The sequence below is a fragment of the Chitinophaga filiformis genome, assembly GCF_900102545.1.
In the GTDB taxonomy this organism is placed as follows: Bacteria; Bacteroidota; Bacteroidia; order Chitinophagales; family Chitinophagaceae; genus Chitinophaga; species Chitinophaga filiformis.
Map to the genome: position 1 here is coordinate 95,597 of NZ_FNBN01000004.1, position 20,591 is coordinate 116,187.

Annotated in this window: 20 protein-coding genes; 9 read left to right on the plus strand and 11 right to left on the minus strand. The window is 44.3% G+C overall.

Annotated elements, in window-relative coordinates; genetic code table 11:
• Window positions 1–93: 93 nt before the first annotated feature.
• From BLR32_RS18175 to BLR32_RS18215, 9 genes are all read right to left on the minus strand, one after another.
• The gene (locus BLR32_RS18175) at window positions 94–1,425 is read right to left on the minus strand and encodes a lytic transglycosylase domain-containing protein (protein WP_176842336.1); all 1,332 of its coding nucleotides are present in this window, start codon (window positions 1,423–1,425) and stop codon (window positions 94–96) included.
• Between the two features lie 13 nt (window positions 1,426–1,438).
• Window positions 1,439–2,884: an Asp-tRNA(Asn)/Glu-tRNA(Gln) amidotransferase subunit GatA gene (gatA, locus tag BLR32_RS18180; protein ID WP_317042837.1), complete on the minus strand. Its 1,446-nt coding sequence runs from the start codon at window positions 2,882–2,884 to the stop codon at window positions 1,439–1,441.
• Window positions 2,885–3,078: 194 nt separating this feature from the next.
• Complete coding sequence (locus BLR32_RS18185) at window positions 3,079–3,315, minus strand: Sec-independent protein translocase subunit TatA/TatB (RefSeq protein WP_089834277.1); 237 nt, start codon at window positions 3,313–3,315, stop codon at window positions 3,079–3,081.
• A 191-nt stretch (window positions 3,316–3,506) separates the two neighbouring features.
• Window positions 3,507–3,854 carry a 50S ribosomal protein L19 gene (gene rplS / locus BLR32_RS18190; RefSeq protein WP_089834278.1) on the minus strand — a complete coding sequence of 116 codons (348 nt, stop codon included), beginning with the start codon at window positions 3,852–3,854 and terminating at the stop codon, window positions 3,507–3,509.
• Window positions 3,855–3,964: 110 nt separating this feature from the next.
• Complete coding sequence (gene trmD / locus BLR32_RS18195; RefSeq protein ID WP_089834279.1) at window positions 3,965–4,636, minus strand: tRNA (guanosine(37)-N1)-methyltransferase TrmD; 672 nt, start codon at window positions 4,634–4,636, stop codon at window positions 3,965–3,967.
• 51 nt (window positions 4,637–4,687) lie between these two features.
• The gene (gene rimM, locus BLR32_RS18200; RefSeq protein WP_245705457.1) at window positions 4,688–5,260 is read right to left on the minus strand and encodes a ribosome maturation factor RimM; all 573 of its coding nucleotides are present in this window, start codon (window positions 5,258–5,260) and stop codon (window positions 4,688–4,690) included.
• A gap of 34 nt (window positions 5,261–5,294) precedes the next feature.
• Complete coding sequence (gene rpsP, locus BLR32_RS34625) at window positions 5,295–5,735, minus strand: 30S ribosomal protein S16 (RefSeq protein ID WP_089834281.1); 441 nt, start codon at window positions 5,733–5,735, stop codon at window positions 5,295–5,297.
• Window positions 5,736–5,865: 130 nt separating this feature from the next.
• Complete coding sequence (ffh, locus tag BLR32_RS18210) at window positions 5,866–7,191, minus strand: signal recognition particle protein (protein WP_089834282.1); 1,326 nt, start codon at window positions 7,189–7,191, stop codon at window positions 5,866–5,868.
• Window positions 7,192–7,389: 198 nt separating this feature from the next.
• Window positions 7,390–8,259: a sigma-70 family RNA polymerase sigma factor gene (locus tag BLR32_RS18215; RefSeq protein WP_044218015.1), complete on the minus strand. Its 870-nt coding sequence runs from the start codon at window positions 8,257–8,259 to the stop codon at window positions 7,390–7,392.
• 368 nt (window positions 8,260–8,627) lie between these two features.
• On the opposite strand from BLR32_RS18215, the gene BLR32_RS18220 reads away from it, so the two are divergent.
• Window positions 8,628–9,008 carry an START-like domain-containing protein gene (locus tag BLR32_RS18220; RefSeq protein ID WP_089834283.1) on the plus strand — a complete coding sequence of 127 codons (381 nt, stop codon included), beginning with the start codon at window positions 8,628–8,630 and terminating at the stop codon, window positions 9,006–9,008.
• A 5-nt stretch (window positions 9,009–9,013) separates the two neighbouring features.
• On the opposite strand, the gene BLR32_RS18225 is transcribed toward BLR32_RS18220, so the two are convergent.
• Complete coding sequence (locus BLR32_RS18225; protein WP_089834284.1) at window positions 9,014–9,625, minus strand: hypothetical protein; 612 nt, start codon at window positions 9,623–9,625, stop codon at window positions 9,014–9,016.
• A gap of 174 nt (window positions 9,626–9,799) precedes the next feature.
• On the opposite strand from BLR32_RS18225, the gene BLR32_RS18230 reads away from it, so the two are divergent.
• The 3 genes from BLR32_RS18230 (at window position 9,800) to BLR32_RS18240 (ending at window position 13,719) form a co-directional block, all read left to right on the plus strand.
• The gene (locus BLR32_RS18230; protein WP_089834285.1) at window positions 9,800–11,242 is read left to right on the plus strand and encodes an LptF/LptG family permease; all 1,443 of its coding nucleotides are present in this window, start codon (window positions 9,800–9,802) and stop codon (window positions 11,240–11,242) included.
• 157 nt (window positions 11,243–11,399) lie between these two features.
• Window positions 11,400–12,062: a phosphatase PAP2 family protein gene (locus tag BLR32_RS18235; protein WP_089834286.1), complete on the plus strand. Its 663-nt coding sequence runs from the start codon at window positions 11,400–11,402 to the stop codon at window positions 12,060–12,062.
• Window positions 12,063–12,093: 31 nt separating this feature from the next.
• Window positions 12,094–13,719 (plus strand): ArnT family glycosyltransferase, encoded by a 1,626-nt coding sequence (locus tag BLR32_RS18240; protein ID WP_089834287.1) that lies wholly within the window; start codon window positions 12,094–12,096, stop codon window positions 13,717–13,719.
• Between the two features lie 74 nt (window positions 13,720–13,793).
• Here the strand turns inward: BLR32_RS18240 and BLR32_RS18245 are convergent, their stop codons facing one another.
• Window positions 13,794–14,531, minus strand: coding sequence for a superoxide dismutase (locus tag BLR32_RS18245; protein ID WP_089834288.1), 738 nt, complete (start codon window positions 14,529–14,531; stop codon window positions 13,794–13,796).
• Between the two features lie 424 nt (window positions 14,532–14,955).
• Between BLR32_RS18245 and BLR32_RS18250 the strand changes: the two genes are divergently transcribed.
• From BLR32_RS18250 to BLR32_RS18270, 5 genes are all read left to right on the plus strand, one after another.
• The gene (locus BLR32_RS18250; protein WP_245705458.1) at window positions 14,956–16,059 is read left to right on the plus strand and encodes a ThiF family adenylyltransferase; all 1,104 of its coding nucleotides are present in this window, start codon (window positions 14,956–14,958) and stop codon (window positions 16,057–16,059) included.
• Between the two features lie 106 nt (window positions 16,060–16,165).
• Complete coding sequence (locus BLR32_RS18255) at window positions 16,166–16,876, plus strand: hypothetical protein (protein ID WP_089834290.1); 711 nt, start codon at window positions 16,166–16,168, stop codon at window positions 16,874–16,876.
• Window positions 16,877–16,896: 20 nt separating this feature from the next.
• A complete protein-coding gene (locus BLR32_RS18260) occupies window positions 16,897–19,023 on the plus strand; it encodes a sensor histidine kinase (protein ID WP_089834291.1) in 2,127 nt (708 codons plus the stop codon).
• 66 nt (window positions 19,024–19,089) lie between these two features.
• Complete coding sequence (locus BLR32_RS18265) at window positions 19,090–20,187, plus strand: sensor histidine kinase (RefSeq protein WP_089834292.1); 1,098 nt, start codon at window positions 19,090–19,092, stop codon at window positions 20,185–20,187.
• Window positions 20,171–20,587 carry a response regulator gene (locus BLR32_RS18270; RefSeq protein ID WP_089834293.1) on the plus strand — a complete coding sequence of 139 codons (417 nt, stop codon included), beginning with the start codon at window positions 20,171–20,173 and terminating at the stop codon, window positions 20,585–20,587. The genes BLR32_RS18265 and BLR32_RS18270 overlap by 17 nt, the downstream gene beginning before the upstream one ends.
• Window positions 20,588–20,591 lie beyond the last annotated feature (4 nt).

Sequence of the window (20,591 nt, forward strand, 5' to 3'; positions counted from 1 at the left end):
TATATATTTAGACAATTATCTAAATGCAAAAGTAATAAAAAAAGAAAAAGCCTGATCAAATGATCAGGCTTTTTTCTTTTTGATGAGTTATGTCTAACGAAGAGACGTCTTCTTTAAAGTCGTTTTTTTAGTCACCGGCTTCTTAGCAGTTGTTTTCTTCGCCACTGTTTTCTTCTTAGCGGTAGCTGCTTTGGTTTTACCTTTTGCCGTTGTTTTAACGGATTTGGTAGATTTAGTTCTGGAAGCAGTTACGGTCTTTTTAGTCCTGGCTTCAGCTGGTGCAGCTAATTTAGCTGGTGCCGGGAAGCGTGATTTGTCAACAGCAGTTGCCTTATCATCCAGCATCATCTGTAAGGATTCCTTCAGGATATCTTCTTTTTCAGCCTGGAATTCCTTCATTTTCTCTTTAGGTATTCTCAGGTCGTAACTGTTTTCCGCACTTGCCATCATTTTGGCGAAATCCGGATTCAGGTGCTCCAGTTCTGGCAGTTCCATATCCAGTTTCTTTGCAATAGCATCCAGGCGGTATTTGCCGGAGATATTGAACTCTACTGTATTGAACATTTCTTCTTCTGTCAGTTCGGTAGTCGCATAAGAAACGCCTGCGGTTGGAGCTGCATTCACCACGGTATTATTCATATCATCGCCAACACCGAAGAAGTTATTGAACCTATCGAGGATATAACCGGTAGCGATGAATTTGTAAACGTGATTGCGGGATTCTGCGGGCAGGAAGTATTGCATACCCCAGAAATCTGTACGGCCGCTGGCGTTCATAGCGCGTTGTACGCCACCGGGACCGCAATTGTAAGCTGCTACTACCAGTAACCAATCGCCGAACTGGTTGTACAGTTCATTCAGGAACTTGGCAGCTGCCACAGTAGACTTATAGAAGTCTTTTCTTTCGTCCACTTTTTTACCCACACTGAGACCGAAGATACGCGCGGTACCAGACATAAACTGCCAGGCTCCTACGGCTCCTACACGGGAACGGGCGTTGGTATTAAAGCTGGATTCGATTACGGCGAGATATTTCATTTCCTCAGGAATACCGTGCTCCCTGAAGATTTTCTCTACCATCACAAAGTAAGGCTGGCCTTTGGATACCATTACCTGCAGATGCTGACTGTATCTGCTGGCAAAGTTATTGATGTAACCAGCTACAATGTTGTTGTTGATCTGTTCATAGACCTTGGGGCTGCTGATGCTGGACGGGAGACTCTGGGCATTCTTGCGCACAGTCTGCGACGTTTCCGAAGGAACAATAACTGTATCTTTCGGTAAACGTATCTTGTGGTTCAGTACCGTAGTATCCGGTCCTCCATAGGGAGTAACCATCTCTTTAGGTACACCATTGCCACCAATCGCTTCAAAAGTCCCTGCACCCAAAGTTGGCAACAGCAGTAGTAAAAAGATTTTCCTCATACACATATTTATTTTAAACAGGAGTAACCCTCCGTAATTGCATTACATGTTCCGCAATGCTTAACAGGTTTGCTTCGCTAAATTGCTTTGTGATGATCTGTACACCATATGGCATTCCGTTTGAATGCCGCTGCAAAGGTACGGAAATTGCCGGTACCCCCGCTAAATTTGCCAGTACCGTGTAAATATCTGCCAGGTACATGGCTATTGGATCGTCCGCTTTTTCACCTATTTTGAATGCCGTTGAAGGCACTGTTGGCATAATTATCGCATCATACTGGGATAAGATCTCTGACAATTTATCTACCACCAGTCTTCTAACCTGTTGTGCCTTAGTGAAGTATGCATCGTAATACCCCGCACTAAGTACAAAAGTCCCTAGTAATATACGCCGTTTTACCTCTTTTCCAAAACCCTCAGACCTGCTTTTCTTATAAAAGTCGGCCAGTTCCAGGTTTTTAAGAGAAGTTCTGTGTCCGTATTTCACTCCATCAAACCGGGAAAGGTTAGATGAAGCTTCTGCGGTTGTAAGCACATAATATGCTGGCACTACATAATCGAGATAAGCGAAATCGGCTGCTGTAACTGAATCCCCTGCAGATCTAAGTTCTTCGAAAAAGGTGGTATATCCATTCTTCATTTCCTCATCGAGGCCGGGGTGAAACAACGCGTCTTTTAAATACGCTAATTTCCAGGATTTATTGTGTAAGATCTGATAATCAGGTACTTCTTCTTTGGAAGCTGTACTATCATATCCATCAGGCCCTGCTATCACCTGCAGAACCCTTGCCACATCTGCAATATTCCTGCCAAAAATACCTATCTGATCAAAAGATGAGGCATAGGCGATGAGTCCGTAGCGGGATATACGGCCATAAGTTGGTTTTAATCCCACAATACCGCAGAAATCAGCCGGTTGTCTTACAGACCCTCCTGTATCACTACCCAGGCTCACCATACAAAGATCTGCCTGCACTGCCACTGCCGAACCGCCAGATGACCCACCCGGTACACGGGTATTGTCTAATGCGTTCAACACCGGCCCATATGCCGAATTCTCATTGGTAGATCCCATTGCGAATTCATCACAATTGAGATTGCCAATGATAATAGCATCTTCTGCCAGCAACCTTTCTACAGCTGTAGCAGAGTACAGGGAAGTAAATCCCTCCAGTATGCGAGAAGCAGCGCTTACTTTATGTCCTTTATAACAGATAACATCCTTAATGCCTATCACAATGCCCGCAAGCGCTCCCACAGGCTCTCCGTTTTTAATACGGGTATCCAGTGCATGCGCTTTTGATAGGGCTTCTTCTTCAAAAACTTCCAGAAAGGCATTCAGGTGTTTTGTCTGTTCAATCTGGTACAGGTAATACCGTACCATCTCCGTACAGGTTGTTCTGCCGGCGTATAATGCTTCTTGAAAAGCCGATATACTGCTGAATTCAGACAAAGCCAAACCAGTTAATTTCTTATAAAATAATTGCTCAGGTCAAACTTGAAAGCCGGGAACCGGATATGGTTCAGTTGGCATACTGGTATATAGCAGCTAATACAGTGATTGATGCAATCCCCTTCACAGGCACACTATCCCACTATTCACGTTTGAATCAAAGAAACGAGAAATTCCAATTTCCTGCAGGCAGGAATTAATTAGGCATTCTTGTGGTCAGTCGTAGCTGGCTGATCTTTCATACCATCTTCGATCTCTTTACGCACATTATTCTTTGCGTCGTTGAACTCACGGATACCTTTACCAAGGCCACGCATCAGTTCTGGAATTTTCTTACCACCAAACAACAGCAATACAACCAAAGCGATCAAAAGTAATTCTGTCATACCTAATTCCTGGAATAATAAAAGTGGTGATTTAACGATAACGGCAGTCATTTTCTCAGTTTTAAACGTTAAGCAAACAAAGATAGGTAAATATATTCGGGATTTAGGCATGCCTGGAGTGACCTGCAAAGTTTTAATTCTATTTTAAGAGTTTTCCTCTACGTGGCATCCGGTTTCCATAGAAATGAAAAAAAACGGGAACCGGAACGGTCCCCGTTATCACTAATTTCCCTGTATTTATACTAAACCCTTTTCTCTTTGATACGGGCAGCTTTACCAGCACGTTCGCGCAGGTAGAACAGTTTAGCCCTTCTTACTTTACCAACCTTGTTCAGGATGATACCATCGATGTGAGGAGAGAACAGAGGGAATACCCTTTCTACACCAACACCATCAGAAATTTTTCTTACTGTAAAGGATACAGTAGCACCAGTACCCTGTACTTTCAAAACATCACCTTTGAAGGACTGGATTCTTTCCTTGTTACCTTCAACAATTTTATAGTTAACAGTGACGTTGTCACCGGCTTTAAACTTCGGGTAGGATTTCTTACCTGTCAGTTGCTCGTGAACAAAAGAAATAGCGTTCATCTTTCAAATATTTATCGGACTGCAAAGGTAACTGAGAAATTCACAACTTCCAAATAACAGCTCCTTTTATTAAAGAATAATTTTTCAAACGGCTGACTATCAGCCTTACTTTATAACAAATCCGGACGACGTTCCTTTGTGCGCTCCAGCGCCTGGTCATGCCGCCAGTTGTCAATTTTCTTGTGATCCCCGCTTAACAGTACATCAGGCACCCGCCATCCTCTGAATTCTTCCGGCCTGGTATATACAGGAGGCGCCAGCAGGTTGTCCTGGAATGAATCCAGCAAAGCAGATGTCTCGTCGTTAAGTACACCGGGTATCAGTCTGCCAATGGCATCTACCAGCACAGCTGCTGCCAGTTCCCCGCCAGATAGTACATAATCCCCTATCGAGATCTCCTTTGTAACAAAGTGAATACGGATGCGCTCGTCAATTCCCTTATAATGACCGCATAAAAGCAGCAGGTTCCCTTTCAGAGATAACTGATTCGCAATCCGCTGGTTCAGCGTTTCTCCATCTGGTGTCAGATAGATCACCTCGTCATATTTAACCTTCGCCTGCAGACTCTCAATGGCATTTACCACTGGCTCCAGCATCATTACCATACCTGCTCCCCCTCCAAACTGGTAGTCGTCTACCTGATTATGCTTGAGCATGGAATAATCCCGCAGATTATGTGTATGCACTTCCAGGAGTCCTTTTGTCTGTGCCCGCTTCAGTATTGAATGCGAAAAGGGACTTTCCAGCAACCCCGGTTGTACTGTAATGATATCAATTCTCATGTTAATGACGCAACCGGCCCGTTTTACAGGGCCATAGTGAACAATAAATGCCTACTCCAGATAAATATCCAGCAGGCCTTCCGGTAGATCCACATGCACGATCTGGTGTTTTTTATCCACTTTTACGAGCGATTGCTCATTGAGTGGCAACAACATCTCTTTCTCCCGGAACATAACCTTTACCAGCACCTGCATCGGCATTTCTATTACTTCCTCAATCACTCCCAGCTCTCCCTGTTGCTTGTCATGCACTGCATATCCGAGCATAGACAAAGGCGAGGAAGAGGCTGCCTGCTTTTTAAAGTCATCTTCCCCCAGGTATACAGGCACCTGTACCAGCTTCCGGGCAGCTTCTTTTGTGTCTATTCCTTCCAGCTTGACAAACACATGTTCATGATCCTTCACACTGGTCTTCTGAACGAAGTATGGAATAAAGCTGTTCTTGCGTTCTTCCAGGAATAATGCTTCCACTCCGGGCAGGGATGTCTTCTTCCCCAGACTATGTTTGAGGATCAATTCTCCCTGTAATCCAAATACTGATACCAGTTTCCCTATACTGAAGTAATTATTCATATGCGATACACGTCCCTTCCGGGAAGGAAAAAGGGAAATATTTGCGTACAAATATTTCCCTTTCAATATGATTCAAAAGCTTAGATTACGCTTCACCACCTTCTGGCTGAGCAGGACTATCTTCTACTCTTCTTACGATAGGAGTTGCAACTCTAGCTTTTTTGTGACTGTCACGACGGGCAGCAACTTTCTGCTCGTGTTCAGCCTGCCATTGTTCGAATTTCTGGAAAGCGGTAGGCTCATCAAACAGACCCAGTTTCACACCTCTCAACAGGTGTTTCAGGTAAAGAACACCTTTAAATGACAGGATTCTTCTTACAGTGTCTGTAGGTTGTGCACCCTTCTGTAACCAACGCAGTGCCTTTTCTGTATCAATGTTGATAGAGGCAGGAACAGTCAGCGGATTGTAAGTACCGATTTTCTGGATAAATTTACCATCTCTTGGCGCGCGAGCATCGGCAACTACGATAAAATAAAAAGGTCTCTTCTTAGCGCCATGACGTTGTAGTCTGATTTTTACTGGCATAAATAATTCGAGTTATTTTTTTGCGAGTTATGAAAAAATATTTCTTTGGGGCAGCAAAGGTAATTTTTAAACCCGACAGTTCAAAATATTTTCTGTTAAAAGTCTACAAATTGCAGACTCCCTCCAGAACTTACCTGCCGAAAGCTCTTAATCCTTTACCACCTGCTCCAAACTTGTTCATCATCTTCATCATCTGACGCATCTGGTCAAACTGCTTCATGAACTGGTTCACATCCTGGATATTTTTCCCAGAGCCTTTCGCAATACGCTTGCGACGGCTGCCGTCAATAATATCAGGGTTGCTCCGCTCATGCGGTGTCATGGAACCGATCATAGCCTCAATGCCCTTGAATGCGTCGTCACTGATGTCGATATCTTTTATAGCCTTTCCGACCCCTGGAATCATTCCCATCAGGTCTTTCAAGTTACCCATTTTTTTGATCTGCTGCAGCTGTTCGCGAAAATCTTCAAAATCGAACTGGTTCTGACGGATCTTTTTCTCCAGTTTCTTAGCCTGCTCTTCGTCGAACTGTGCCTGGGCACGCTCTACCAAAGTGGTGATATCACCCATTCCGAGGATACGCTGTGCCATACGCTCAGGATAGAATACATCCAGCGTATCCAGCTTCTCACCCATACTCACAAACTTGATGGGCTTCTCTACCGTGTATTTGATAGTCAGCGCCGCACCACCACGGGTATCACCATCCAGTTTGGTTAGCACCACCCCACTGAAGTCCAGGCGGTCATTGAACGCTTTGGCTGTATTCACAGCATCCTGACCTGTCATGGAATCTACCACGAACAAGATCTCGTTTGGCTTCACGGCAGCCTTCACATTAGCTACCTCAGTCATCATCACTTCATCAACAGCCAGACGGCCGGCAGTATCGATAATGATGACGTTATTTCCCTGCTGCTTGGCATGCTGGATCGCATTCTGGGCGATCTTTACCGCATCCTTGTTCTCAGGTTCGTTATATACTTCCACCCCTATCTGCTCTCCCAGCACTTTCAGCTGATCGATCGCCGCCGGACGGTAAATATCGGCCGCTACCAGCAGAGGTTTTTTGCCTTTCTTTGTTTTAAGGAAATTCGCCAGTTTACCGGAAAAGGTTGTTTTACCCGAACCTTGTAAACCTGCGATCAGGATTACAGTAGGATTCGCCTTCGTGTCCAGTTCAGCTTCGGTGCCGCCCATCAGCTCAGCCAACTCATCCTTCACGATCTTCACCATCAGCTGTCCGGGAGAAATGGCAGTAATTACCTTTTCACCCAGCGCCTTTTCCCTTACACGGTCTGTAAAATCCTTTGCAATTTTATAGTTAACATCAGCATCTACCAGCGCCCGGCGTATTTCCTTCACTGTAGAAGCTACGTTGATCTCACTGATACGGCCTTCGCCTTTCAGTTGCTTAAACGCCGAGTCGAGCCGCTCTGATAATGATTCAAACATTTTTGTCCTGTTTAATTTTTTGCTGTTCTGCTATCCATCCTCTGCGGACTTATAGCTTCAGGGGTTGCAAAAATAATATAAAGTATCTTCTAAACCACCAGAAGGCCGCAAATAACGAAAAAAGGTGAATATCTGCCCGATATTCACCTTTTTCCTATATAAGTTCGTTAGTTTTACCAGCTTTGAAAACGATTGTAATCAGCTTCCCAAATAATTCCTCAGCAGTTTGCTGCGGGAAGTGGTACGTAATTTAGTGATCGCTTTGTCCTTGATCTGACGCACCCTTTCACGGGTAAGGCCAAATTTTTCGCCTATATCTTCCAGTGACATCGGATGCTCAACTGCTATACCGAAGTACAGGATGATCACATCTTTCTGCCTGTCTGTAAGGGTGGACAAAGAACGTTCTATTTCGCGACGCAATGAATCGTGGTGATCCAGTTCTTCATCTGCGTTTACTGCATTCGGATTAGCGAGTACATCCAGCAGAGAGTTGTCTTCACCATCAATAAACGGAGCATCCATGGATACGTGACGGGCAGCAACGCCTAAAGTAGCTTCTACTTCTTCCGTATTAATCTCAAGGATGGTAGCCAGTTCGTCAGGAGACGGCTCTCTTTCAAATTCCTGTTCCAGTTGGGAATATGCCTTGCTGATCTTATTGCTCAAACCAACTTTGTTCAGCGGCAGACGTACAATACGGCTCTGTTCTGCCAAAGCCTGGAGAATGGACTGACGGATCCACCATACGGCATAGGAGATAAACTTGAAACCGCGTGTTTCGTCAAAACGCTGTGCTGCTTTGATCAGACCCAGATTTCCCTCGTTGATCAGGTCACTGAGTGATAAACCCTGGTTCTGATACTGCTTTGCAACAGACACCACAAAACGGAGGTTAGCTTTAGTAAGCTTTTCCAGCGCTCTCTGATCCCCTTGCTTAATGCGGATAGCCAGGTTCACTTCTTCCTCCGGAGTAATTAAATCCACCTTCCCAATTTCCTGCAGATATTTTTCCAGGGATTGGGACTCCCTATTCGTGATGGATTTCGTGATTTTGAGTTGGCGCATTGACATAAAGAATCGGAACAGTTACAGGTTAATAAAATGTTACCCTATTTGATGAATGCCTGACAAAAATAAGTTTTTTTAGAAAGCTCCCAAAAAAAATAATTGGTTGTTAAACCATTTTTAAGCAAAAACGTTTCATCATTCACAACTTAATATTGGAACCTTTAAATACGGGTTTTCCCACAAAAGCTGTGAAAACAAACGGTGCAGATTGCTAATGTATTGATTATTTTCCTAATAGAATTGTTATTTATAAAGTGTACAAGATTTTCGTCAATTATTAAAAAAAATTGCAAAATAATTTTGACAGAATAAATAATTTTCTATAATTGCAGCCAGATGCTATTGATTTACTAATTACTTGAGCGATGTCTAAGAAAGTGCAATATGAGTTGGAATACCCGGTACGGTGCTCACCCAGTATCTTATACGAATTCCTTTCCACTCCCGCTGGTCTACAGGAGTGGTTCGCAGATAAAGTAGATTACAGGGACAGTGTTTTCTCCTTTTCATGGAATGGTTCCACCGAAGAGGCAGAAGTACTTGAACAGGAAGAAGATGAATTTATCCGTTTACATTGGAAACATGCGCCCAAGGAAGAATTCTTTGAATTTCGCATACAGATCTCCGAAGTGACTAATGAAACAATTCTGATCGTTAAAGATTTTGCAGAAAAGAAAGAAATAGCCGACCAGAGCCAGTTGTGGGACTACCAGGTAAAAGACCTCTTCCACAGGATAGGTAACTAATCCGGTCAGTCAGCATTGACCAGTACCTGTAGCAAAAGAGCATAATCTCTTACTACCTCCGGAACTATCTTTCCCCATTCTTCAAAACTGTAAGGTTTAGCAAGTTTAATAAAAGGACGCCGGGCGATCAGCTGCTTAAATTCCAGTACCGGTATAGCCGATATTAATTTGTAATTCCCATCTTCTAAATCGTGAAGCCAGGGGTCTTCCTGAAGGTAGACCTGAAATTGATGCGCTGCCAGTTGCTGCCAGGCCGAAGCTATCGCGTCACTGTACCTTTCCTTCTCCTCCCCCGCCAGATGCAGGGTGGCAATGAAGTAATGTCCCCACCAGAACATGGTGCGGAATGCGAAAATATTGTCCCTGGTAAAAAACCGGGGATAATCCAGTATGATATAAGGCAATTCTTTATACCGCTCTCCTCTCGATATCTTTCCTCCTGCTTTTAACGTATGCTCAGGAAAGGGAAATGTACCAGTAACCGGATGTGCCTCCAGTGCCAGTTGCAACTGCCCCATCAATGTCATTACTTTCTGTAAAACATTGTTTTTCAAATACAACCATTCGGCATTTACAACCAGTGCCCGCTCTTCTGCTGTCAGTGAAACTGTATCCATCCCACAAATTTACAACCCGCATCCTCCTTTCCGGGGAAATTTAACTGTAATTTTAGTCCTTACTTGATATCACTTTCATAAATGATATTAAATTTGTGCGCTTTGAATACGAATTGTATGCTTTATGTATAAATTGACGTTCTTAAAGCATCAAACTAACATTATACGCAGGAAGTGAAAAAACTGGATAAGCTCATCATAAAAACGTTCATGGGGCCATTTGTGGCTACCTTTTTTGTGACCCTGTTCGTACTGGTGATGCAATTCCTGTGGAAGTACATTGACGACCTCGTAGGTAAAGGTCTTGATACACCGGTAATCATCGAACTGATCACCTATACCAGTGCCAACCTCGTATCGCTGGCCCTTCCGCTGGCAGTGTTGCTATCTTCCATCATGACCTTCGGTAACCTGGGAGAGAGTTTCGAGCTGGTAGCACTGAAATCGTCTGGTATCTCCCTCACCCGCTTCATGCGCCCGCTGCTCTTGGTCTGTACCACCATCGCCGTTCTGGCTTTCCTCTTTAACAACTACGCCCTGCCAGTGGCCAACCTCCGGGCGAAGTCACTGCTTTACGATATTACCAACTCAAAACCGGCCTTCAATATCAAGGCAGGTGTGTTTTATACCGATATTCCTGACTACACTATCAAAGTAGCGCAGAAAGAGAACGACAACAAAACCATTCACCAGGTAATGATCATCGACCACACTCCGGGTGGGGGCGATAAGGTTATACTGGCAGAAAAAGGCACCATGCTGCTTTCTCCCGATAAACGCTTTCTGTACTTCGTACTGGAAAAAGGCTGGCGCTATGAAGAACGCAATAGCCGTAGTGCTACTGCGCCGGGAGAACTGATCCGTCTTGGTTTCAGGGAGTACAAAAAAGCATTTGACCTCAGCTCTTTTGCCTTCAGCAGGTTGGATATGGGTCTTTTTGCATCCAACCAGCAAATGCTGAACGTCAGACAACTGGACAAAGCAATAGATTCCCTGTACAAAGAAGAAAAACTGTTTTCGCGCACTGTCAATGCCTATGTTACCACCCGTTATCCTTTTTATAAATGGCAGGATACCGGCTGGCTGGCCAAAGCAACTCCTTTAGCCGCCAATGCAACTTCCTTCCGGGATGTGATTCCTGAAAAGTCCCTCCGTTATGTAATGGAAAGGGCAGAACAGAATATCCGTGACGGACAGAATAACCTGGAAGGGCCTGCCAGGGAATTTGGCGACAAGCACAGCACCCTCCTGCTGCATAAAGTGGAGTGGCAGCGCAAATTCACACTCGCATTTTCCTGCATCGTCATGTTCCTGATAGGCGCCCCGCTGGGTTCCATTATCCGAAAAGGCGGTCTGGGTACGCCTTTGATATTTGCTGTTGTGTTTTTTGTGATTTTTAATATATTTTTCATGGTTGGAGAGAAGATGGCCAGAAAAGACGTGATGACCACCTGGAGTGGTATGTGGCTTTCCAACATAGTCCTTATACCTATCGCTATGTTCCTGATATACAAAGCGTTGAATGATTCTCAATTATTCAACAAAGAGTTTTATTTCAGGATCTTCGATAATATCAAAAAGCTCTTTAGAAGATTAAACACAAAGCCTACAACTTGACAGCCATAAGCCTTTAGCTATTCGCTTCAAGATTTTCAGCATTCATTTTCCGGGCAGACTTTGTTTGCCGGGCGGGACCACTCTGTGCCTGCGCTAACGGGATAGCTGAAAACCTTGTACATAGCCACGGCTTACGGGGGGGTCACAACCTACAACTATGAAAACACTAATAACACTGTTAGGGAAGAATGCCAGCTTTTTTCTACCATTCCTTTTATGGATTGTTGGAGGAGCATTGTTACAGGCCTATTTCACACATGAAGAATTATTCCTGGCCATCAACCATGCGCATACGTCATGGGCTGATATAGCCATGACAGGTATTACCTACATCGGAGATGGTATTGCCTTTGCCGTTATGCTGGCCATTATGCTGGCCTTTAGAAAATACAGGCTGTTCCTGAGCGCCGGCACGATACTGCTGCTGGTTACGATTATTGTGCAGATAGCCAAACATTACTACAACGAGCCCAGACCCGCTCTTTATTTTGCTGATACAGCGACACTCGTACACACTATAAAATGGGTACACGTGCATGGCAGCTGCAGTTTCCCCTCAGGGCATACAACAACTGCCTTTGCCATGTTTACCTTTTTAACGCTGATCTGCAGGAATAAAATCGTCGGATTTGCGTTCTTAACACTGGCATTATTAGCCGCTTACTCACGAATTTACCTGGCACAGCACTTTTTTGTGGATGTGTACGCAGGAAGCATCATAGGCACTACCAGCAGCCTGGTTGTTTATACACTGTTCCATCAGAGAAGGTTGAAATCATCTCCTGAAGTGGATGCAGAACCAGTCATTGGTCTGACCTGATTTAGTTATTTTTGTTGATTTGGAATGAATTATGAAATACCTCTTGATTGCCATAGCCGCTGCCATTCTTTTTATACCCTTTCTCGGGGCAGTGCATCTGTTTGACTGGGATGAAATCAATTTTGCGGAAGCGGCAAGGGAAATGATCGTAAGTCATAACTATTCACAGGTACAGATCGATTTTCAACCCTTCTGGGAAAAACCACCTTTATTTATCTGGCTGCAGGCTGCCAGTATGCATATTTTTGGTGTGAATGAATTTGCAGCCCGTTTTCCGAATGGTATTTTAGGCATTGCTACACTGGTAACACTTTATGGTATTGGCAAAAAGCTGGCCGACGAAAAGCTGGGCTTATGGTGGGCATTAGCGTATGCCGGCTCCTGGTTGCCTCATTTCTATTTCAAATCAGGTATCATAGATCCGACTTTCAACTTTTTCATATTCCTGGCCATTTATTGCGCCTTCCGTATAGCCTATGCCGCTAAGCCATCCCGGATGGCCATCCTGAGTGGCATCTTCCTCGGATTGGCGGTGCTGACAAAAGGGCCGGTAGCTATTCTCATCAGTTTACTAACGCTGCTGTTCTATTGGATATATAAAAAAGGGAAGATTGGTATCGGTCTGGCCCAACTGGGACTGATTGCACTCCTTGCTTTCATTACCACAGCCCTCTGGTTCGGCTATGAGCTTATTGCACATGGCTGGTGGTTCATCAATGAATTCATCACCTACCAGATAAGACTGTTGACCACTCCTGATGCCGGCCACGGCCACTCATTTTTCTACCATTGGATAGTGTTGCTGATAGGTTGCTACCCCGCCAGTCTTTTCCTGTTCACTTATATCAGGGGCCGCAAAGGCAAGTCTATCTACACCGGTTCTGCCTCAGCAGAAATAAAGGATTTTAAAAGCTGGATGTGGGTGCTGTTCTGGGTGGTATTGATCCTCTTCTCTATTGTAGAGACCAAAATCGTACATTATTCTTCACTCTGCTACTTCCCTCTGAGTTTCCTGGCTGCCTGGCAAATGTATAGGATCTCGGAAAACAAGCTGCAGCTGCACGCCTGGAATATCGTACTGATGTTACTGATTGGTCTTGCTATTGGTCTTGCCATTGCCCTGCTGCCAGTAATTGGTCTTTACAAAGACGTGCTGATCCCTCATATCGGTGATAAATTCGCACGGGCCAATCTCCAGGCCGAGGTACCCTGGTCTGCCTGGGAAACAGCTTACGGCGCAGGCTATATGTTACTGATCATTGTCGGTTCAGTCCTCCTGTTCCAGAAAAAGATCAGAGCCGGGCTGCTTTGCATATTCCTGAGCACTATGGCAGCAATACAGATCACCATTGTGCATTTTACCCCCAAAATAGAGCGGTATTCCCAGGGGGCAGCTATTGACTTCTTTAAGACCTTTGAAGGAAAAGACAGTTATGTACAGGTACTCACCTATCACAGCTATGCCCACTTATTCTATACGAAAAAACTGCCGCCAGCTAACAAGAACTATTATAATACGGACTGGCTGCTGAGTGGCCCCGTGGACAAACCTACATTTTTCGTCTGCCGTATAAACGACAGCGAACCTTGGAGAAAAGACCCGAACCTGGAGGTAATCGGTGAGAAGAACGGGTTCGTATTCTTTAAAAGAAAATGATACAATAATATATTGAAAGAGAAAGGGGCCACCGTGGGTGGCCCCTTTCTCTTTTCAGGTACAAGGCGTACCAGTTATTTTACAGCTGCTGTGTATAATTTATCAACCTCATTCCAGTTTACAACATTCCAGAAAGCAGTAACATAATCAGCGCGAACGTTATGATATTTCAGGTAATAAGCATGTTCCCACACATCCAGTCCCAGGATAGGCGTGCCACGTTCTTTCACAATGTTACCCATTAACGGGTTGTCCTGGTTTGGCGTGGAAATGACAGACAATTTCTTATCCGGTGTAACAATCAGCCATGCCCAGCCGGAGCCGAATACTCCCTTAGCAGCAGTATTGAAAGCTTCCTGCAACTTTTCAACAGAGGTAAAAGTATTGTCGATAGCGGTTTTCACCTTACCCGAAGGCGTTGTTTTCTGTGGAGATAACAGCTTCCAGAACAGGGAATGATTATAATGTCCTCCCGCGTTATTGCGTACGGCTTTATCGTCAGCTTTTACTTTCGCGAGGATCTCTTCAAGTGAAAGATTTTCGTAAGATGATCCCTTTACGGCATCATTCAGGTTTTTAACGTAGGCGCCATGGTGTTTGTCATGGTGAATCTCCATCGTAGTCTTATCAATATGCGGCTCTAAAGCGTCATAACTATAAGGTAAAGGTGGTACTTCAAAAGGAGCTTTTGCGTTGCCATCTAAAACGGATATTCCTCTGTGAGCTGCGGGAGCAGCTACTATACCAGAGGGATTACTTAAAGCTGCCACACCGGCTAACCCGGCCAGCTTTATAAATTCTCTCTTGTTCATATACTAAGGCATTAAAATTATGATGAATAAAGAACTTCAATGGTCACTGCCAAAACAGCAAATTCTACACCAATATTATAGAAATTTATTTCATGAGTTACACCGGTCATCAAACAATTGTCATTAAAACACAGATTCTCACTAAAATAACGAGCCCATTTCGCAATCTTTTCAAATTAATTGTTATTTTACCATACGCTTTCATGTGAAACTTTAACTTTTTCTTTACTTGTATACTTAAAACAACATTTATCCCGAACTACATAGTGAGTATATGATATATGTAGTGAATTAACGAGCTTGCCTTTGTCATCAGGCCTTTACCATGCCAGAGTACACTTAACAACTAACATACTAACTAATTGACCATACATATACCATTTTGAATTGCCATTATTGTTCATAAAATTATATGCCAGGCAAAATGACAGAACTAGAGCATTATATCAATAAGCAACGGAAGGAGCCGGATAATTATACACCAGTATTTTATCGATTGCAGCACGAAGAACAATATGCCGATTTACTGGCCTTATTAGCGGCCAATCCGCATATACGCATATATGACCAGATTCATTCCCAGCTGAGAGAGCTGATGAAGATCCGCAACCCAACGAAGCGGCTCACTGAAGAAGAATCTGAACAAAAGATCAGCGAATATGTTGGTACTACACCGCTTCATGCCTTTGGCGTATGGGTTTACTACCCATGGTCACACAGGGTAGTACACATCGTTGACGAAAAAGACTTTATTGAACTGCGCACCAGCAGGAACAAACAGAAGATCACCGATGAGGAGATCGCCATGCTGAGCGGTAAGAAAATAGGTATTATTGGGCTCTCCGTAGGGCAGTCCATCGCGCTTACCCTGGCAATGGAGAGAGTGTGCGGAGAATTAAGGCTGACCGACTTTGATAAGGTCGAGCTGACCAATATGAACAGGATACGTACCGGTATTCACAGCATACAGGTCCATAAGGTGGTAATAGCAGCCCGCGAAATAGCGGAGCTGGATCCGTTCATCAAAGTTGTAATTTATACAGACGGCGCCACCGAGGAAAATCTGGATGACTTCTTTACCAAAGACGGTACCCTTGATATCCTGGTAGAAGAATGCGACGGCATTGACATAAAAATATTAAGCAGGATGAAAGCCAAGTCCCTCGGCATACCTGTTGTAATGGATACTAACGACAGGGGCATGGTGGATGTAGAACGTTTTGACCTGGAACCCGACAGACCCTTATTGCACGGTTTCATACCCGATATAGATCTAAAAAGCCTTCGCGGGCTTACGGATGCAGAGAAGCTACCCATATTCCGTCCTATGGTTGCACTGGATGACATGTCCGAAAGAATGAAATACTCTTTAGGCCAGATAGGAAAAACGATTACAACCTGGCCGCAACTGGCATCTTCCGTTGTACTGGGCGGAGCCGTAGTAACGGATACCTGCAGGAGAATTCTGCTCGATCAGTTCAAAAGCTCTGGCAGGTATTATGTGGATTTTGAACAAATAATTGTTTAATAATTCGGGATGAGCGGAACAGATGTCCTTTGCAATCGGAACCGCAATTGCTGGTCCGCTCATTTCCCGGCCTGATCTTTTTTAAGGAGTACCCAGATGCAATATCATGATTACAGTAAGGGCTTTTAAAGCACCAGACGACCCGGAGGCCTGTCTTCGTTTTTATAATGGCCATCTCCGGTTATTGGAAATATACTTTGGCATTGCTAAGATCACATCCGGCAGTGCGGACTGGATGCACCATGAAAATAGTATCGTGATTATTGTAGAGGATGAGACACGTACCAAAACATACGGCGGTGCCCGTGTACAACTGGCAGATGGCGTATTGCCACTGCCCATAGAAACGGCTATCGGCAAATATGATCCGAAAATATATGATGTTGTCAAAACCGGAAGCGCAGAGATCTGTGCAATGTGGAATTCAAAAGAGGTGGCCGGTATGGGTATCGGTAGCCAGGTCCTGGCCAGGGCAGGCGTAGTGCTGGCAGCCCAGATGCCTATTGACAATTTCCATGTTTTATGTGCCCCCATTACCACACGCATTGGTAAGAGAGTGGGCTTTACCATCGATGAATCACTGGGCGATAAAGGCACATTCTTTTACCCTAAAGACGACTTCATTGCCACCGCAATGGTCATTAACGATGTTAATAAACTGGAAAATGCCGACCCCAAAGAACGCGAGCTGATCTACGATCTACGCGAAAATCTGGTTCAAACCAAAACAGAAGTTGGCCCTAAAGGGTCTTATGAAGTAAGCTATAACCTCGAAATTGCTAATTTGCAGTATTCCAATGTGAAGAGTGAACGGTGAATTTTCTATAAATTTAACGCATGTTCCGATTTATCGTTCTATTGCTCCTTACTATCTTTGGTTTCCAGCAATTGGAGGCGGCCCCTCCTTTCGTATTCCGAAACAATATGCCCCTGACCCGGATCGGCAAAAACCTCGAGATATACACCGATAAGACTAACAAACTGGATATCAATGCGGTCACCAAAGCACCTTTCACCTCCCCGGATGAAAACGTTCCCAATCTCCAGATCACGCCTTACACCCATTGGGTAAGATTTACCATCACGAATGAATCTGACCTGAAGGAGCTGCTACTGGAAGTGGAATACCCCACCATCGACGATATTACCCTGTTTGAGCTACAGCCGGACGGCAGTTATAAAACCACCCATCTGGGCGAATTTACCAGCTATTCCAACCGGCCTGTCGATCATCAGAACTATATATTCCCCCTCACCCTGCAACCTCATACCACCAGGCAGTATTACCTGAGGGTCGTGGCCGGGGAACAATTACAGCTACCCATTTTTGTAGGTACCCGGGATCAGGTAATGGAGAAAAATGACTACCGGGAACTCATATTTGGCTTATACATCGGGGTTATACTGGCCATGTCCTGCTATAACCTTTTCCTGTATATATCTACCAGAGACACCAGCTACCTCACCTACGTATCCTACAATGTATTTGTAGGCCTCACGCAGGCTACCCTGCAGGGATATACTTTCCGGTTCCTTTACCCCGGCAGCCCCTGGATGGCCCAGCATGCCACCGTACTGGTGCCTATAGTGAATGGATTGACGGCCCTCTGGTTCATCCAGCAGTTCCTGCTTACCAAACAGTACTACAAGTCCGGCCACAAACTTATTAATATACTTATCGCCCTCTATGTCGGTTGTTTTATTCCCTCCCTGCTGGATATGTATATCGTTGCCCAGATCTGGGTACAGGCAGTAGTAGGTATCGCAGCCCTCAGCGTATTATATATATCGGCACGCATGAGCCTTATGGGATACAGCTCTGCCAGGTTCTTCCTGATTGCATGGTCCATATTCCTGCTCAGCGTACTCGTATTTGTGCTGCGGAACGCGAACGTGCTGCCGTACAATGAGTTTACTTACTATGCACTGCAGATAGGCTCTGCAATGGAAGCACTCCTCCTGTCCTTTGCACTGGCCTATAAGATCAACCTCTTCAAGGCAGAAGCACTGCGGGCATCCCAGGAAAATGAGCGCCTGGTAAAGGAACAAAATATCATACTGGAAGACAAAGTCCACAAACGTACAGAAGAGCTGCAAACCAGTAACGAAGAACTCAATGTAGCCCTGAAAAACCTGAAAGATGCACAAACCCAACTGGTGGAAAGGGAAAAAATGGCGTCTCTCGGTCAGCTGACTGCCGGCATCGCCCATGAAATAAATAATCCAATCAATTTTGTCACATCTAATATAAAACCACTGAAGCTGGATATCCAGGATATCAAAACGCTACTGGAAAAATATGATGCCTTGCCACAGTCTCAGGATATTCATGGTGCACTTCAGGATATTGCCGCTTTTAAAGAGGAAATAGATATTGACTACATCCATGACGAAATATCTTCTCTTATCAAAGGAATTGAAGACGGTGCTACCAGGACCTCAGAAATTGTTAAAGGATTACGTACCTTCAGCAGGCTCGATGAAAGCGAGCTTAAATCCGTGGATCTGCATGAAGGATTGGACAGCACACTGGTACTACTCAAAAACAATATACCACCTAATGTCAAAGTGGTAAGAGAATATGGCTCTTTACCCAAAATAGAGTGTTATGCAGGTAAAATGAACCAGGTATTTATGAACATACTGACCAATGCCTTTAATGCCATAAAAACAAATAACAAAGACCGCGAAGAGATGGTAACCATTACTACCCGGGAAGAGAACGGTCTCGCCCTCATCAGTATAAAAGACACCGGCCCCGGCATGACAGAAAAAGTGAAAGAAAAGATCTTCGACCCCTTCTTTACTACCAAAGATGTGGGTGAAGGTACCGGCCTTGGACTTTCAATTGTATTCAGCATTATCGAAAAGCACAGCGGACGCATAGAGGTAATCACTGCGCCTGAGAAGGGTGCAGAATTTATTATATATTTACCTATGAGCGTAACCGCTCACGCGTCTTAGTATACCCACGCAGGAAATCCATTTAATCAACCAGAAAGTTGAACCTGCGGACAAAAACGAAAATGGATGAAAGACAACCGTATCAGGATTTTGTACATTGACGATGAAGTTCATAACCTCAATGCTTTTAAAGCCGGTTTCCGCAGAAGTTATGAAATTTATACGGCCAATTCTGCCCAGGAAGGCAAACAGCTATTGAAAAGCATTGATGTCCACATCATCATTGCCGACCAGAAAATGCCCGTATCCACAGGAGTTGAATTCTTTAACGAAATAAAGGATACCCTCCCCGACCCCATGCGTATTCTCCTGACAGGTTATACGGATGTGGAAGATATCATCGATGCCATCAACAAGGGACACATCTTTTCCTACATCAAAAAGCCCTGGGATGAGCATGAACTGCACCGCGCCATTAACAACGCATATGAAATATATTCTACCCGCAAACAGCTGAAGGAAAAGATCCTGGAACTGGAAAAGATCAACGATGAGTTGAACCGCTTCATCTATTCCACCTCCCACGACCTCCGTTCGCCGTTGATGTCTGTACTCGGTATCATCAACCTGAGCCGTCTTGACAACTCTGTGACCGATCCTAACGGCTATCTCAATATGATAGAAGCGTGCATCCTCAAACTGGATGGATTCATACAAAAGATCATTGAATACTACCGCAATTCCAGACTGGATGTCGAATATGAAAAGATCGACTTTGAACATCTTATCCAGGAATGCATCGGATCCTTCCGTCATCAGAATACTGCAATACAATTCGAGGTGAACGTGGATCAGCCGGTTGACTTCAAGGGAGATACCTTCCGTATCAGTGTTATTCTTAATAACCTGATCTCGAATGCGGTAAAATACCAGAAACCGGATGAAAGCCATCCGAAAGTAACACTGTCAGTGAAGGTAGAGCCTCATAAAGCGACCATGTCCATCGAAGATAATGGGATAGGTATACTCAGTGAGCATCTCAACAACATCTTCAAAATGTTCTTCCGTTCAAAAAATAATAATAAACCAGGTAGTGGTATTGGTTTGTATATTGTAAAAGAAGCGCTGAATAAAATTGGCGGTACTATCAACGTTGAATCAAAGTATGGAGAAGGTACACAATTTGAAATAAGCATTCCCAACAGAAATGATTTCGATTCCTGATTTACGTGTAATACTGATAGATGACAATGAAGTAGATCTGCTGCTGCATGAGCGATTGATCACGCTGCAGCAGATCAGCAGAACTGTGCTTGCCTTCAACAACGCAAACAAAGCGCTTGAGTTCCTGTCTTCCAATATTACCCTGCCAAAAATACCGCCTACCGTACTGCTGCTGGACATACAAATGCCGGAGATGGATGGCTTTGAATTCCTGGAAGCATTTTACAGCTATCCCGCCAGGATCAAGTCGCAATGTCATATTATTATGGTATCGTCTTCGCTTGACTATGGAGACCTCAGCCGTACCTATGCCAATCCAATGGTGTTAAAACTATTAAAAAAGCCACTGCTGGCGTCGGAACTGAAAAGTGCTATTGCTGAAATTTTTAAGGATATGTAATAAC

Excerpts from the sequence above, each read along its gene's own strand:
- ffh (WP_089834282.1), bottom strand. The coding sequence starts at position 7,191 with ATGTTTGAATCATTATCAGAGCGGCTCGACTCGGCGTTTAAGCAACTG.
- trmD (WP_089834279.1), bottom strand. The coding sequence starts at position 4,636 with ATGAGAATTGATATCATTACAGTACAACCGGGGTTGCTGGAAAGTCCC.
- rpsP (WP_089834281.1), bottom strand. The coding sequence starts at position 5,735 with ATGCCAGTAAAAATCAGACTACAACGTCATGGCGCTAAGAAGAGACCT.
- BLR32_RS18225 (WP_089834284.1), bottom strand. The coding sequence starts at position 9,625 with ATGGATACAGTTTCACTGACAGCAGAAGAGCGGGCACTGGTTGTAAAT.
- BLR32_RS18215 (WP_044218015.1), bottom strand. The coding sequence starts at position 8,259 with ATGCGCCAACTCAAAATCACGAAATCCATCACGAATAGGGAGTCCCAA.
- BLR32_RS18240 (WP_089834287.1), top strand. The coding sequence starts at position 12,094 with ATGAAATACCTCTTGATTGCCATAGCCGCTGCCATTCTTTTTATACCC.
- BLR32_RS18250 (WP_245705458.1), top strand. The coding sequence starts at position 14,956 with ATGACAGAACTAGAGCATTATATCAATAAGCAACGGAAGGAGCCGGAT.
- BLR32_RS18235 (WP_089834286.1), top strand. The coding sequence starts at position 11,400 with ATGAAAACACTAATAACACTGTTAGGGAAGAATGCCAGCTTTTTTCTA.
- BLR32_RS18220 (WP_089834283.1), top strand. The coding sequence starts at position 8,628 with ATGTCTAAGAAAGTGCAATATGAGTTGGAATACCCGGTACGGTGCTCA.
- rplS (WP_089834278.1), bottom strand. The coding sequence starts at position 3,854 with ATGAACGCTATTTCTTTTGTTCACGAGCAACTGACAGGTAAGAAATCC.
- BLR32_RS18270 (WP_089834293.1), top strand. The coding sequence starts at position 20,171 with ATGATTTCGATTCCTGATTTACGTGTAATACTGATAGATGACAATGAA.
- BLR32_RS18175 (WP_176842336.1), bottom strand. The coding sequence starts at position 1,425 with ATGAGGAAAATCTTTTTACTACTGCTGTTGCCAACTTTGGGTGCAGGG.
- BLR32_RS18260 (WP_089834291.1), top strand. The coding sequence starts at position 16,897 with ATGTTCCGATTTATCGTTCTATTGCTCCTTACTATCTTTGGTTTCCAG.
- BLR32_RS18245 (WP_089834288.1), bottom strand. The coding sequence starts at position 14,531 with ATGAACAAGAGAGAATTTATAAAGCTGGCCGGGTTAGCCGGTGTGGCA.
- BLR32_RS18185 (WP_089834277.1), bottom strand. The coding sequence starts at position 3,315 with ATGACTGCCGTTATCGTTAAATCACCACTTTTATTATTCCAGGAATTA.
- BLR32_RS18265 (WP_089834292.1), top strand. The coding sequence starts at position 19,090 with ATGAAAGACAACCGTATCAGGATTTTGTACATTGACGATGAAGTTCAT.
- BLR32_RS18255 (WP_089834290.1), top strand. The coding sequence starts at position 16,166 with ATGATTACAGTAAGGGCTTTTAAAGCACCAGACGACCCGGAGGCCTGT.